The organism is bacterium (genome assembly GCA_035454885.1).
Lineage (GTDB): Bacteria > UBA10199 > UBA10199 > JACPAL01.
In genome coordinates this window covers 95,136-109,014 of sequence record DATIGE010000047.1, presented here as the reverse complement: position 1 = coordinate 109,014, position 13,879 = coordinate 95,136, and the positions used below count along the sequence as shown (strand labels likewise).

15 protein-coding genes are annotated in these 13,879 nt (G+C 63.2%); 6 read left to right on the top strand and 9 right to left on the bottom strand.

What is annotated here, in order from left to right:
- The 7 genes from VLJ37_08740 to VLJ37_08710 form a co-directional block, all read right to left on the bottom strand.
- On the bottom strand, nucleotides 1-747 hold the full coding sequence (locus tag VLJ37_08740; GenBank protein ID HSA59756.1) for an ABC transporter ATP-binding protein: 747 nt from the start codon (nucleotides 745-747) through the stop codon (nucleotides 1-3).
- 65 nt (nucleotides 748-812) lie between these two features.
- Nucleotides 813-1,334, bottom strand: a complete 522-nt coding sequence (locus VLJ37_08735; protein HSA59755.1) for a hypothetical protein — start codon at nucleotides 1,332-1,334, stop codon at nucleotides 813-815.
- Between the two features lie 167 nt (nucleotides 1,335-1,501).
- Complete coding sequence (locus VLJ37_08730) at nucleotides 1,502-2,017, bottom strand: hypothetical protein (GenBank protein HSA59754.1); 516 nt, start codon at nucleotides 2,015-2,017, stop codon at nucleotides 1,502-1,504.
- Nucleotides 2,014-2,238 carry a hypothetical protein gene (locus tag VLJ37_08725; GenBank protein HSA59753.1) on the bottom strand — a complete coding sequence of 75 codons (225 nt, stop codon included), beginning with the start codon at nucleotides 2,236-2,238 and terminating at the stop codon, nucleotides 2,014-2,016. Before VLJ37_08725 ends, VLJ37_08730 begins: the two co-directional genes overlap by 4 nt.
- Nucleotides 2,239-2,246: 8 nt before the next feature.
- Nucleotides 2,247-3,266 (bottom strand): hypothetical protein, encoded by a 1,020-nt coding sequence (locus tag VLJ37_08720; GenBank protein HSA59752.1) that lies wholly within the window; start codon nucleotides 3,264-3,266, stop codon nucleotides 2,247-2,249.
- 26 nt (nucleotides 3,267-3,292) lie between these two features.
- Nucleotides 3,293-3,907 carry a hypothetical protein gene (locus VLJ37_08715; GenBank protein HSA59751.1) on the bottom strand — a complete coding sequence of 205 codons (615 nt, stop codon included), beginning with the start codon at nucleotides 3,905-3,907 and terminating at the stop codon, nucleotides 3,293-3,295.
- A 2-nt stretch (nucleotides 3,908-3,909) separates the two neighbouring features.
- Nucleotides 3,910-4,287, bottom strand: coding sequence for a hypothetical protein (locus tag VLJ37_08710; protein ID HSA59750.1), 378 nt, complete (start codon nucleotides 4,285-4,287; stop codon nucleotides 3,910-3,912).
- 172 nt (nucleotides 4,288-4,459) lie between these two features.
- On the opposite strand from VLJ37_08710, the gene VLJ37_08705 reads away from it, so the two are divergent.
- Nucleotides 4,460-8,902 carry a sigma 54-interacting transcriptional regulator gene (locus VLJ37_08705; protein ID HSA59749.1) on the top strand — a complete coding sequence of 1,481 codons (4,443 nt, stop codon included), beginning with the start codon at nucleotides 4,460-4,462 and terminating at the stop codon, nucleotides 8,900-8,902.
- 9 nt (nucleotides 8,903-8,911) lie between these two features.
- Here VLJ37_08705 and VLJ37_08700 read toward each other — a convergent pair whose 3' ends face one another.
- Complete coding sequence (locus VLJ37_08700) at nucleotides 8,912-9,667, bottom strand: hypothetical protein (GenBank protein ID HSA59748.1); 756 nt, start codon at nucleotides 9,665-9,667, stop codon at nucleotides 8,912-8,914.
- A gap of 53 nt (nucleotides 9,668-9,720) precedes the next feature.
- Between VLJ37_08700 and hisA the strand changes: the two genes are divergently transcribed.
- Genes hisA through VLJ37_08675 form a run of 5 tightly spaced genes read left to right on the top strand, consistent with a single transcriptional unit; the run spans nucleotide 9,721 to nucleotide 12,485 of the window.
- Entirely contained in the window at nucleotides 9,721-10,458 is a 738-nt protein-coding gene (hisA, locus tag VLJ37_08695) for a 1-(5-phosphoribosyl)-5-[(5-phosphoribosylamino)methylideneamino]imidazole-4-carboxamide isomerase (GenBank protein HSA59747.1), read from the top strand.
- Nucleotides 10,452-11,228: an imidazole glycerol phosphate synthase subunit HisF gene (gene hisF / locus VLJ37_08690; GenBank protein ID HSA59746.1), complete on the top strand. Its 777-nt coding sequence runs from the start codon at nucleotides 10,452-10,454 to the stop codon at nucleotides 11,226-11,228. Before hisA ends, hisF begins: the two co-directional genes overlap by 7 nt.
- Nucleotides 11,198-11,773, top strand: coding sequence for a peptidylprolyl isomerase (locus VLJ37_08685; GenBank protein ID HSA59745.1), 576 nt, complete (start codon nucleotides 11,198-11,200; stop codon nucleotides 11,771-11,773). Before hisF ends, VLJ37_08685 begins: the two co-directional genes overlap by 31 nt.
- A complete protein-coding gene (gene hisI, locus VLJ37_08680; GenBank protein ID HSA59744.1) occupies nucleotides 11,770-12,150 on the top strand; it encodes a phosphoribosyl-AMP cyclohydrolase in 381 nt (126 codons plus the stop codon). Before VLJ37_08685 ends, hisI begins: the two co-directional genes overlap by 4 nt.
- Nucleotides 12,147-12,485: a histidine triad nucleotide-binding protein gene (locus tag VLJ37_08675; GenBank protein HSA59743.1), complete on the top strand. Its 339-nt coding sequence runs from the start codon at nucleotides 12,147-12,149 to the stop codon at nucleotides 12,483-12,485. The genes hisI and VLJ37_08675 overlap by 4 nt, the downstream gene beginning before the upstream one ends.
- On the opposite strand, the gene VLJ37_08670 is transcribed toward VLJ37_08675, so the two are convergent.
- Nucleotides 12,482-13,834 carry a hypothetical protein gene (locus tag VLJ37_08670; protein ID HSA59742.1) on the bottom strand — a complete coding sequence of 451 codons (1,353 nt, stop codon included), beginning with the start codon at nucleotides 13,832-13,834 and terminating at the stop codon, nucleotides 12,482-12,484. The genes VLJ37_08675 and VLJ37_08670 overlap by 4 nt on opposite strands.
- Nucleotides 13,835-13,879 lie beyond the last annotated feature (45 nt).

Genomic DNA, 13,879 nt, shown 5'->3' with positions numbered 1-13,879 from the left:
TCAATCCCTCAAATGCTCACCGGTCAGTTTGAGGAAGACGGCCTCGAGGCTGTCGACCTTGTGTTTGGCGATGAGGTCGTCGGGCCTCCCCTCCTCCACGATCTTGCCGTGGTCGATCAGGACGATCCGGTCGCAGAGCTCCTCGGCCTCCTCCATATAGTGCGTGGTGAGGATCGTCGTGACGCCCTGCCTCTTCAGATCCCGCACGCGCTCCCACATGTCGTGGCGGGACTGGGGATCCAGGCCCGTCGTCGGCTCGTCAAGGACCAAGACCTCCGGCTTGTTGATGAGGGCGCGGGCGACCAAGAGCCGCCGCTTCATGCCGCCGGAGAGGTGGTCGAGCTTCTCGTTCTTCTTATCGAGGAGATGGAAGAATTGAAGCAGCTCGTCGGCCCGCTTCCGCGCCTCGGCCTTGGGGATGTCGAAATAGCTCGCGTAGATGAGAAGGTTCTGGAGCACCAAAAGGTCCGGGTCGAGGCTCAGCTCCTGCGGGGCGATGCCGACGCGCCGCTTGATGGCGCGCGCGTTCTGTGAAACGGGCATCCCGAGGACCTCGAGCGCGCCGGAAGTCGGTGCGGAGAAGCCGTAAATCATCCGCATCGTCGTCGTCTTGCCCGCCCCGTTGGGTCCGAGAAAACCAAAACACTCGCCCTTCCGGACGTCGAAGGAGATCCCGTCGACGGCGGTAAAGCCGTCGTAGCGCTTCACCAGGTCGCGGGCGCGGACGATCGAATCTTGAGGCGCCATGGAGGCGCGAGGTTAGCGGAAGGATTCGGAGTGTAAAGGGAAAATCAGGCTTTCAATCGGGGTCTCTACCGCGTCGTTTCGACGATCTCGCACGTAAACGAAGTCTCTTCCGAAACCGGCTGCGTGACCTCCAGGCGGTAGTGCAGGGGGTCACCCATTTTCATCTGAAACATCTTCCGGCATCCGTCCAACTGGGCAGCGGTCGCGGCCGCCGAGGCGGCATCCGGCGGAAAGACGAATTTCATTTCCAGCCTGCGGTTGAAGGGCTCCGATCCGGTCTTGGTTCCGCCGCTCCCGAGGAAATCCTTGGAGGCCCTCACCAGCGGGCCAAAATACAGGCAGGGCGAGGCTTCCTCGCAATTTTTTTGAAGCACTTCGGTCACGCCCTCGACGCGATCGATGACGTATCGATAGTGCGTTGCCGGTTCCTCCGATGATGCCGGAGGCGTCACGGCCGTGAGGGCCCGTTGATCCCGCAGGTAATTCTTGATCAGGGTTTGAGCGTGAAGATGGCCTTGGACCAGCAGCAACAGGCCCGGCGCCAAGAGAGTGATTCGTAGAAACCGCCTTATCATCATTCTTTTCATGTGATGCTCCTCGTAAAAGTTGATTCATCATTGCAGCCAACCCCCCTCATCCCCGTGGCGACGCAGGCGAAGGAAAGGCTCCCGCCCTCCCGGGCCAGGTCCAGAACGCCCAGGCGGACCACCCATCGGGAATCATGTCGATGCGGCCGGCGTGCGCAAGACCCGATTCAGAGGATTCTCAATGAGAACGACGCCGGGAAGACTCTCACGTCCCAGGAATTCTCTCCGCCTCCGCGGATGTAATGAAACGACGCCCGCGGCTCATAGACGAAGCGCCCCTTGGCGCCGATCGGGATCGAAACGCCAGCCTCCGTGAGGGTCGCGTCCAATTCGTTCAGGTCGTAATCCTCCGCGATGAGATGCCGCCAACCGAGGCCGGCGCCCACGAACGGTGCAATTCTCGATCCGGAGAGGTCGAAGTAATAGTGAAACAGCCCGCCGAATCCGAACGATAAGCCGACGATACCTTCATAGGGTGAATCGCCGATCTGGAAATCGCCCGTGACGCCGAGGCGGATGTTATTCGCCGGGAACCCGCCGAAATGCAGCTGGACGATCCCGCGAGCCGGCGAGCGAACGCCGATTCCAAGGTCGGCCCCGACGTCGAGCCTGCCCTTCCGGCCGCCTTCGGCGGCGTGCAGGGCCATGGGGATCAGGAAAAAAAAGAGCGCTATTTTTTTCATGTCATCTCCCTGTTTTCAGAGTCTCTATGGATCTTCGCGTTGTTCGATGGCCGTCCCCGAAGCCCGTGCTCGAGCCCCCGGGGTCCCGCGGATTCGTATTTTTTCAAGATCCTCCAAAACGAAACGCGATGCAGACCCAGGCGACGGCCGGCCTCAAAGCCCGTGATCCGGTTTCCCAGATATTCCTCGATGGTTGCGATGCGCAATGGAATGTCTTTCATGTTTTCTCCTAGGCGCCGCCGCCGCACTTCTTTTCGTCTTCCCAGGGCCATCGCTCGCAACCGTTTTCGGACTTGATTTTGGGAACGATGATCGGCCCGCTTCCGAGCGCTCCTTGCGGCACAAGACCTGGCGCGGCTGGAGCCCGGCCCACGACGGAGAGGGCCTTCGCGAAAACCAATCCCCCCACGCCCAGGAGGGATCCCGAGATGACGGCCCCGAGATCCGGCCCGCCTTCGCGCTTCGCCACGGGCGTCGCCGGTTCGGGCTTCCGGGAGACATCACCGCCCGGCTTTTTCGCATCGCCGCCGGGAGGGTCCTTGGGACCGCCGAACTTTTTGAGCCACTCCGTCAGAAAATGAGAGCCGGCGCCGCCGACGATGAAGACGAAGAGACCGCCGAAGAGATATCCCATGACACCCTTGATCTGGTCCCACGGCGATTGCGATTCCGGCACGCCGGCGGCGGCGCGGAGTGATTGAAGCATGGCGCCATGGTGGTCGTCGTCCAGTTCCGGGAACTTGCCGCGGTTTTCGGCCAACGCATTGATCGCCGCCAGCAGGGCCGGGCGGTGAAAGGTGTCGTTGTTGACGACCATGCCGCCGGCGTTCTCGCGGTTCGAACAGAAGAAGGCGTTGCCGGATTGCCCAGTCGACTGACCCAGAGCTCGGTAGAGGACGGCCAAATGCGATTGCGACCAGGTGATTGGTGAACCGTTGTAAACGTTCTGCAACGCGGAGAACGACAGACCGCCCTTGTCGCGGGCGGCGCAGTCTCCGATCTCGCCGCCCGCCATGGTGCGCATGAGGGTGATCGCGGCCGTTCCCAAATCGGCGACGGTGATTTCCCCCGTCCCCTTGGGGCCTGCGAAGACCGTATTCCCGCCCTCGCTGCGAATGACCGCCGCCACGCGGCCGTCACGATAGGTGACGAGCCCGCGTTGATTCGGATCGGGATGGTCGTCCGGTGACTTGCAGAGGGAGTCCCCCAAATTTTCCTGCCCACGATCTCCACATGTCAGTCCAGACATAAGTCCTCCTTCGTTAATTATTTTCCTCATTCCCCCGTTGATGCGGCGGGAGGCACCATCGACATGGCCGGCGGCGTGTAAGAGGCGATCGGCTCGTGGGAGGCGACGGGTGCCGGCAACGCGGTCGGCGCCGGTGGCGGCGTCGCGGCGGGGACCGCCGGTTTCGGCGCAGGCACGGGCAACTTTTCCGGGACCGGAGCCGCCGGAAGCCTTGGTCCCTCGCCCTTCTGGACCGGGGGCGAGGCCGGAGCCGGCATCGCCGCGGGCGCCAATTTATCCGCCGCCTGCCGCTTGAATGTCGTCAAGCTGACGGGCGTGTGACCGGTCGTGGATGACGAAGCGGCTTTCTTCGATGTCCCCTTGGAGGAACCGGCCAAGGCGGCGCCCACGATCCCGCCCACGGCCAATCCGACGACTCCCGCTGCGATCGCCGGACCGGCCGATGACCCCTGAGCCCCCGTTGTGACGATCGGTTGCGAGGAACGGCCCGCGCTCATCGCGGCCATCATCCCCATGATCTCCTGCCCGGTCTGAGCCTGTCCGGCGGACGCGATGGCGGCGACGCTGGGAACGCTCATGGTAAGGCGCGCATCGAGCGCGTCGAGGACAGGGTCGTTCAAAAGTAAATTCGTTTTTTTCATGTTCAGATGACCTCCGGTTCCGGAATCCCCCCCGATCGGGCCACTTTCTCGACATGGCGGTTTTCCTCGGCGGTCATCCTCTGAACGTATTCCAGCTTGGAGGCCTGCAATTTCGTATCGAGCTTCTCAATTCCGAGTTCGAGCTGCGCGGCGAGCTGCATCTGACGGTCAAGGGAAGCCTGCTGCAACGCAAACCCCTGGGCTTGAATCTGCCCCAAGGCCGTCGTCTTGTTGTTGTCAGACGCGTATTGAAGCGCTTCGGAATAATCGACGGGCTTCCCGTAGGAGACGGTGGCGCTCGACTTGCCTTCGACCAGGGACCCCAACCCGTAACCGAGAGGGCCGCCGAAGAAGCCGCCCAATGCACTTAAAATGCCCATGGTTCCTCCCTGGGAGGGTGTATAGCAACTCAGGTGCCAACACAGGCCAACATATAAGTCACTAGATTTACATAGGTTTCAATCGCGTGTCATTTTGAGATGAGATTATTGCTCGCTCTGCGCAAGCAAATCCTTTGGTCAAATGCACAGTACGGTATACACTGTGCCGATCATGGCTCCCGGGACATGGAAGATCCGGCGGTCTTTGGGCGAAGGCGGGATGGGTTCGGTCTGGTTGGCCGAGACGCCCGAGGGCGAGGGCGTGGCCCTGAAGATCCTCGCCGCGGACCCCGAATCCTTGGCGCGCGAGTTTTCGATCCTCTCGCGGCTCCGTCATCCTCACATCGTCGCGGTCCGGGGCTTCAGTCCGACGACTCTCGCAATCACCGGCCGAGAGGAAGGGCCTTGTCTGTGGATGGACTATTTCGAGGGGCGCCCCGTTCTCGAGGCCTCGAGAAATGCGGCCCCCGAAGCGATCCTGCAAAACTTCGAACAGGCCTTGGAAGCCCTCGACTATCTCCACGGGCAGGGGGTCGTGCACGGCGACCTTTCCCCGGGCAATCTTCTCGTCGACGTCCACGGCCAATTGAAACTCCTGGACTTTGGTCTTTCGTCGCCTCTCCTGCGCGCCGATACGCGCGCCCCCCGGGCCGCGACGATCCCCTATGCGGCGCCCGAACGCCTGATGGGAAAGACGACGGCCTCCGGCGATCTCTATTCCCTGGGCGTCGTCTTCTATGAATCGCTGGCTGGCGTTCATCCAAGGGGCGGCGCCCGGCATTTGCGCGATCTCGTCGAGCGACCCGTGACTCCCCTGGAGGAAGCCCGTCCGTCGCTCGCCAAGACGCACGGCCTCGCCGCGCGCGTCATCGACCGGCTCCTCGAAACCGACCCGGCGCACCGCTTCGCCTCGGCGGGCGACGTTCTGCGCGCCTTGAGGGGAGACGACGTCGGCGCCGCGCCCTCCGCGCCACCGGTCGTCCTCAAGACCGTCGGACCGGCCGCCGCCCTCCTTCAAGAGGCGATCCGGCGGCTCGATGGCGGGGGAGAGACGTCCTGGCTCGCCGTGCACGGCCACACCGGCGTCGGCAAGAATCGTTTTCTTCGGGAACTCTCCATCGAGGCGGCGCTCAAAGGTTCATCGGACCGGCTGAAACTCTTTCGCGACCTCCACGCCGCCGGCGACGCGGAACTCGCGCACTTGGAAGAACGGGCCACCCGGCCGCCGGGAGCCCTCGTGGTGCTCCACTGGAACGACGACGGCCTCAGCGAAGGACGCCGTGATTTTCTGCGCTCTCTTCTCCAAGCGCATGCCGGCCGCGATGTCGCCTTGGAGAACCTCGGCCGGGAGGCGGCCCGCGAATTGCTGCTCGCGGCCCTGGGAGAAACACCCACGGAGAAGGCCGTCGATGTCTTCTTCCGGCAAACGGATGGCAACCCGCGCCTCCTCCTCGAAATGGTCTCTTCCTACCGTGACGCATCCGGCCCATCCCGTCCCAAATTGGACGCCTGGCTGAAAGGCCTGCCGCGGCTGCACAACCTCGAATCCATCCTGCGGGAACGGATCACCTCGCTCCCGCCGGACGGGAAACGGATCCTCGAGGTCGTGGCGGCCGCGCACGTTCCCATCGACCCCTTGCGGCTCGAGGCCTTGGAGCCGGATCCGGCGAAAGGCCTCCGGGAACTCGAAGCCCGCGGACTGTTGGTTCACGAGGCGGGGAACGTCCGCCTCTCGGTGCCGTCGCTGGAGGACGCCGCCCTGTTGGCCTTGCCCGCCAACGATCTCCGGACGCTCCATGTCCGCTGGCTTGATGGCATGGCCGCAACACCCGACAGCGACATTCAAAAACTCCATCATGCCCTCGCGCTGAACCGGGAAGATATCATTCTGCGTGGGGCGCGGTCGGCGGTGGAATCCCTGCAGGGCCGGGGCCGGACTGCGGACGCCCTGGATCTCGCCGAACGCGCCCTGAAAATGCTCCATGACCGCGATGAGCGATCGCGCCTCTTGCGTCTGAAGATGAACCTGCTCAACGCCCTGGGCCGCTACGAAGACGCGTTGACCGCCGCTGAAGAATGGAGGGCCCTCGACGCCGCCGATGAGCCCAAGACGCTCCGCACCGTGAAATATTGGCTGAGCACCGGACTGTATCATCAGGCGTCCGGCCGTGGCGACGAAGCGGCCGGCCGGTTCCGCCGTTGCCTCCAAGCCGGCGACGAAGGCGACGTCACCCATCGCCCCTTTCTCACCCGGGCCTGTACCCTGCTCGGCGTCTCCCTCATGCGCGCCAAACATCTCAAAGACGCCGCGGAGCAATTCGAACGGGGATTGAATCTAGCGCCGCCGGCCGGACGGGAACGCGCCGAGATCCTGCGTAACCTGGCGGAATTGGCGGCGGCGGAACGACGTTGGGAGGATGCGGCCTCCTTGAGCGGCGAAGCGGGCCGGCTCTACGAAGCGGCCGGCTATCCGGCCGGCGTCTTCTCCACGCATCTTCAGTGGGGCAATTTCCTCTTGGACCGGGGCGATCTCCCCGCGGCCGGCTCCGCCTACGCCCGTGCCGAGGCCGTCGCGCGCTCCCTGGACCGCCCGCTGGATCTGGCCCTCGTCTGGGCCAACCAATCCCGTCTCGCCCGGATCGAGGGACGCCTGGCCGACGCCCTCGAGAGAATCGCCCGCGCCGAAGACTTCTTCCGGCTGACGGGTCAGGCCGATGACCTCGACGAGGCCTTCAAGCACCACGCGCTGGCCCTCGCGGAAACGGGACGCTTCGCCGATGCGGTGCCGTTTCTGCAACGCCTCCGTTCCCCCGAGCGCGCTCGAGAGGTCCGCGAAGCCTTGGAGTCACCTCCCGCGTGGCCCCCCGCCCGCCTGCGGGCGGTCTATGCATCGCTGCCGCCAGAGCTTCAGGTGCACTTCGTCGAACGCGCCGATTGGAAACGTTTGCAGGGGAGCCATCAACCCGAGGAGAATCCTATGCCACCCGTCACCCTCGCCGGAAAACTCTTGGACGACTTCGCGGACCTGAATCTCACCCTCCTGGAAGAGGAGGACATGGACCGGGTGCTCGGCCGGCTGATGGACGCAGGTCTCAGGCTCGGACGCGCGGAGAACGGGCTCCTGCTGCTCCAGAGCGACTCCGCCGTCGGTCCCCTGCCCGGCTTTTCGATCGCCGTGGCGCGCAACATCGACTCGGCCGTCTTGGAACGCGAGGATTACACCGCCAGCCTCTCCGCCGTCCGCCGCGCCATGAAGACCGGCCAGCCGGTCGTGACCGACAACGCCCTCCAAGACCCCGCCTTCCGCGAGGCCAAGAGCGTGCAGCTGCGGGGCCTGCGTTCGATCCTCGCCCTCCCCATTCCGGGCGACCGCGGACCGGCGGGCGTGCTCTATATGGATCACCGTATGGAGGAGGGACTCTTCCAGGGCGAGCACCTGGCCGCCTTGAAGTTCTTCGCCACCGTCGCCGCCCTGGCCCTTCAGAAAGGACGAATGATCGAGCGGCTCAAAGCCCGCAACACGGAGCTCGCCCGGGAGATCGAGGTCAAGGATTCGGAAATGGGCCAGTTGCAGCGCGAGGTCCTGCGTTCCCGCCAGGTCCTGAAGAAGGAGTACGGGGACATCGTCGGGCAATCGCCCAAGATGCTGAAGGTGCTGTCGCTCGTGGACCGAATCACCGATTCCAAAGTTCCCGTCTGGATCTTCGGCGAATCGGGCACCGGCAAGGAGGCCATCGCCCGCGCCCTCCATTTCAACAGCACGAGGGCGAAGAAGGCCTTCGTCTCCGAAAACTGCAGCGCCCTCCCGGAGGCCTTGTTGGAAAGCGAGCTCTTCGGACACAAGAAAGGCGCCTTCACCCACGCCGTCGCGGACAAGAAAGGACTCCTGCAACACGCCGACGGGGGCACGATCTTCCTGGACGAGATCGCCGACATGAGCCTTTCGCTGCAAGCCAAGCTCCTGCGTTTCCTGCAAGAGGGCGACATACGGCCGATCGGATCGACGCAAGTGGTGAAAGTCGACGCCCGCGTCGTTTCGGCTTCCAACAAGGACCTGGCTCAACTGGTCAAGGAGGGAAAATTCCGGGAAGACCTTTTCTTCCGGCTGAACGGCGTCACCGTCGCCCTTCCGCCGCTGCGCGAGCGGCGCGAGGACATCCCTCTCCTGTCCGATCATTTTTTGAAAAAGATCGCCGAGCGCGAGGGCAAGAAACAGCTCCACGTCGCGCCCGAGACCATGAAGCTTTTTTTGAGGTTCGACTGGCCCGGCAACATCCGGGAGTTGCAGAATACCTTGGAGACGGCCGCGTTGTTCGCGGAGCGGAGCCTCATCACGCCTGATTCCCTCGAATTCAAGCCAGCGCTCCGTCGATCCCCCGCGGCAGGACCCATTCCGGTCAAGGCGGGTGAGCCATCCGGCGAAGGCCCCGGGGAAGCCATCGACGTCGAATTGGAACGGATCCTCCGGGCGATCCGCGACGAGAGTTTCAACCGAACGAACGCCGCCAAGGCCCTCGGCATGAGCCGCAGGAATCTCTACGTGAAGCTGGAGAAGTTCGGCGTGCCGCGCGACGACCGCGCCCTGCGTGATTTCGTGGACCGCTACGTGCGCTGAGCCGTGGAGCTAGAGCGGTGGTCGGACCATCTGCGAATTCCGGCGGGTCCGGTCCTGAAGGGTGAGCTTCGTCGAGAAGGTACCGAGATAGCGGCGCCGGGGGTCGTTCAAGAAGGCCGTCACGTCCGCCGGAGGCGTCTCACGGGTGCCGTCCGGTTTGAGGGCTCCCTGATAGGCGTAAACGTCAATCAGCCCGTCGGGGACGGAGAGATCCCGGAATTCCATATTATAACCGCAGCCTTCCACCTCGCAATTCTGCGTCTTCGCATCAACCGCCTGAAAGCGGGACGCATCGCCTCCCTCCGGCTTCAAGACCAGTCTGATGGTGATGCCCGGAGGCGCATCCACCCAGGCCATTCCCGTGATCACTTGAGTGCTCATCACGTATTGCTCGACGTCCAAATGAAGCGTGAAGGGACCGGCGGACGCCTCCGTGAGCGAAGCGGGCGCGACCTTGGAAAGCTCCAACCAAGGGCCGTCGCCGTAAAAGGCCCGCCAATCCCTCACCAACTCGGGATCCTGGACGCTCGCCTCATCCGGCTTCGGCGCGAACCCCCCATCGCTTGAAGCGATCTGCGGGTCGGCCTCGGCGGCGGGCGCCTCCGGCGCCTCGGCGCGCGAAACAGTCCCGGCATCGGCGGATTCCTTGACACCGGCCGGGTTCGCGGGAGATCCCGCCGGACTCATGGACGGAAGGCAGGCCGACAGGAAGAAAAGGGCCAGGGGACCCAGAATGAAGCGCCGGAAAGACATGGTTTTTTTCATTATCGGCCGGAAAGCCTCCAGAAGTTACCCCACCGGTCATTCTTCTTGCAAGGATGCCGGAAATCCTTAAAGTAATCGGGGTGATCCTCTACCCCGCCATCGACATTCTGGACGGCAAATGCGTCCGCCTGAAGCAGGGGCGCTTCGAAGACGCCACGGTTTACTTCGACGATCCTCTCGACGCGGCCCAAAAGTGGGCGGACGCCGGGGCCCAGTGGCTGCACGTGGTCGACTTGAACGGGGCCAAGGAAGGAAAGCCCGTCAACGTGGGGCCAATCGAAAAGATCATGACCTCGATCGATCTGCCGGTCCAGATCGGCGGCGGCATCCGCACACAGGACACGGCGGAGATCTTCCTCACCATGGGCGCGGGGCGCGTCATCATCGGCAGCGCGGCGGTCGAGGACCCGGACCTGGTGGAGATCCTGTGCGTGAAATACGAAGACCGCATCGGGGTCTCCCTGGACGCCAAGGACGGACGCGTCGCCATCCACGGCTGGCAGGACGTGAGCGACAAGGACGCGGTCGCCATCGCCCAGCAGTTCGAGGGCATGGGCCTGCAGCACCTCGTGTATACGGACATCACCAAGGACGGCATGATGACGGGTCCCAACTGGGAGGGCTTGAAGAAGATGATCGACTCCGTGGGCGTCCACATCATCGCCTCCGGCGGCCTTTCAAGCCTGGACGACGTGAAAAAAGCGAAGGAGCTCGGAGCCGGCGGTTGCATTCTGGGGCGGGCGTTGTACGAAGGGACGATCGACCTCAAGCAGGCGTTGACCTTATGCTAGCCAAGAGAGTGATTCCATGCCTCGACGTCGCCGACGGGCGCGTCGTGAAGGGCACCAAGTTCGTGAACCTCCGCGACGCGGGCGACCCCGTCCTCGTCGCCGAGGAATACGATCACCAGGGCGCGGACGAGCTGGTCTTCCTGGACATCACCGCCTCGCACGAGAAGCGGAAGATCATCCTGGACGTCGTGGCCAAAACCGCCGAGCGGGTTTTCATGCCGCTCACGGTCGGCGGCGGCATCCGCAGCCTCCAGGAGATCCGCGACCTTCTGAACGCCGGGGCCGACAAGGTTTCCATCAATACCGCGGCGGTGGCGGACCCCGAGTTCGTGAAGAAGGCGTCGGAGAAATTCGGTTCGCAGTGCATCGTCGTGGCGATCGACGCGAAACACGCCGTGTCGAATGGGAAAAAACTGCCGAAGAAATGGACCGTGTTCACCCATGGGGGCCGCAAGGAAACCAAACTCGATGCGATCGCTTGGGCGAAAAAGATGGAAAAGATGGGCGCCGGCGAAATCCTCTTGACCAGCATGGACCGCGACGGCACCAAGGACGGCTATGACTTGGAGCTCACCGCGGCGGTCTCGAAGGCCGTCACCATCCCGGTCATCGCCTCCGGCGGGGCGGGGCATCCGCATCACATCTTGGAGGCATTGACGAAGGGCGAGGCGGCCGCGGCGCTCGCGGCGTCGATTTTCCACTATCGCGAATTCACACTCTCGGAGACAAAGGAGTATCTATGGCAACACGATGTGCCGGTAAGGTTGTAATCGTCATCACCGCTGTCTTGTCCCTGATCGGGGCAGAAAGGATCGCCATGTCCGCCTCCAAATTCACGGAACCCAAGGCGCCGCTCGCCGACGTCGAAAAACACACGAAGGCCGTCATCAAGACCTCCAAGGGCGACATCACCGTCGAACTTTACCCCAAGGAGGCCCCTCTCTCCGTCACCAATTTCGTCCAGCTCGCCAAGGGGGGCTTCTATGACGGGCTGACGTTCCATCGCGTGGTCCCGAACTTCGTCGTTCAGGGCGGCGACCCCGAGGGCACGGGACGCGGCGGGCCGGGGTATACGATTCCGGCCGAGCTGAAAAACAACCCGCACAAACACGTCGAAGGGGCGCTCGCCTGGGCGCGCCTGGGCGACGAGGTGAATCCGGAAAAACGTTCGAGCGGCAGTCAGTTCTACATCACCCTCGCGCCGACGCCGTTCCTGGACAACGGCTACACGGTCTTCGGCAAGACGACGGCCGGCATGGACGTGGTCAAGAAGATCGCCGTCGGCGACAAGATCGTTAAAATCGAAATCCAATGATCATTGACCAACTGAAATTTGATGAAAATGGTCTGATTTCGGCCATCATCCAGGACGAGAAGACGAACGAGGTCCTCATGTTCGCCTTCATGAACCGCGAGGCGGTCGAGAGGACGCTTCAGGGCCCCTACGTCGCCTTCTGGTCGCGCTCGCGCAAGAAACTCTGGATCAAGGGCGAGGAATCCGGGCACACGCAGACCGTCAAGGGCGTCTACTTCGACTGCGATGCGGACGCCCTCTTGATCAAGGTGGAACAAAAGGTGGCCGCCTGCCACGAGGGTTACCGGAGCTGCTTTTTCCGGAAAATCGAGGGGGACAGAGCAAGCATCGTCGCCGAACGGATCTTCGATCCTAAACAGGCGTATACGAAAAAATAATGGATTGCCTCTTCTGCAAGATCATCGCGAAGGAGATCCCGTCGAAGACGGTCTATGAAGATGATCTCTGCTTCGCCTTCCGGGACATCAACCCCCAGGCGCCCACGCATATCCTGATCTTGCCGCGTAAACACTTCGCGAAGATCAACGACATGGAGGCGGGCGACAAGGAGTTGGTTGGCCATCTCCACTGGGCGGCGAAGGAGATCGCGAAGAAGGAAGGACTGAAAGACTTTCGGCTGGTCGTCAACAACGGGGAGTCCGCGGGCCAGAGCGTCTGGCACCTGCACCTGCATCTCTTGTCGGGACGTTTGTTTTCGTGGCCGCCGGGCTAGCGGGATATCCAATACCGGAAGGCATACACCAGCGCGAGACCCACAGCCGAGGCCCCGAGGAAATACAGGAACGGCACCCACCACCGCGCCTTGCCCTTGAACTTCTTGGGTTGCATGGGCGCCAGCCACCACGGCACGTACGGCGACTGGCCTCCCGCCTCGTCGTAGTCCGTCCCCATCCCCTTCCTTTTCTTCTTCCCGAGAAAGAGGCCTCCGAGATCCACGCCCGGCATCCCCTGGGCCTCGCCCCCGCGCCGCTCCACGGCGCCCAGATCACCGCGCGCCTGCGCCTTCAGGTTGATGTCCAGCTTCTCGGCGATCAACTGCTCGGTGCGCGCCGAGAGGGCGATGCCCTGGCTCACGTCCCTCGTCCCCTCGCGGATCGCTTGGCCCTTCATCTGCTCCGGAGTCCGATAGGCTTCGGCGATTGGGTTTTTCGTTTTATCGACCATGTCCGGATTCACGATCCGGTGGGAAAGCGAGAGGTAGGAGAATTCCTCGCCGCCGAGCTTTTCGGCGATTTGGGCCAGCATTTCCTTGCCCAGGACGTTGCCGGGTTGCTGCTCGGACATGGTCTTGAGGAGGTCCTGCCCCGCAATCTGCAACCGCGCGAACTTGTCGGTCTTGCCGTCCAGGAACTTCATGTCGGAGACGAGGAACAACACCGGCGCCTTTTCCCCCTTGGCCGCCTGTTCCTTGTGCATGTCCTCGAAGAGCCCCCGGAAGACGAGCATCTCGACGTCGCCCGTCTTGACCTTCTTCTCCAAGGTGAACGGGAGAAATTTTTGGAAGAACTCCACCCAGGCCTTTTCCGACTTGGACAGGAACTTGAACTGGCCCGCCGCCAGTTTCTCGCCGACGGGGATCCCGCCCTCGAAGTGGGCCATGAAGATCCGCTCGAAGACGCTCAGTTCCTCCTTGGTCAGGCTGGACAGCATTTCCCGGAGTTGGGCGGCGTTCTGCGCGGCCTGAGCGGGATGGGCCGTTCCGGCGCGCGCGGCTTCCTCCGTCCCGCGCGACGGGACGGCGATCATCCGCCCGTCCCGGATCACGCGCATCACGTCGTCGGAGGCCGGACGCGCCCCGGGCTCCGTACGATCGCCCATGGCCGCCACCTCATGGGCCCGGCCGGGGCGGAAGATGATGAACCGGCGCATGTCCGCCAATTGGTCGGTGGGAGAACGGCGGGCCTCATAGGCATCCGAGGGACGGGGCGACAGCGGGAGGGCCCTGGCGAGATCGACATAAGGCTCCGCCACATGAAGGGCTTCACCCATGGCCCGATCGGCGTTGTGCAGGGCGTTGCCGACGCTCTCGGGAATCCGCGGTGTTGTAGGAGGTCCGGCCATAACAATCAAAACTGAATCATATCGGTATCTTAGGAATTATAGTCG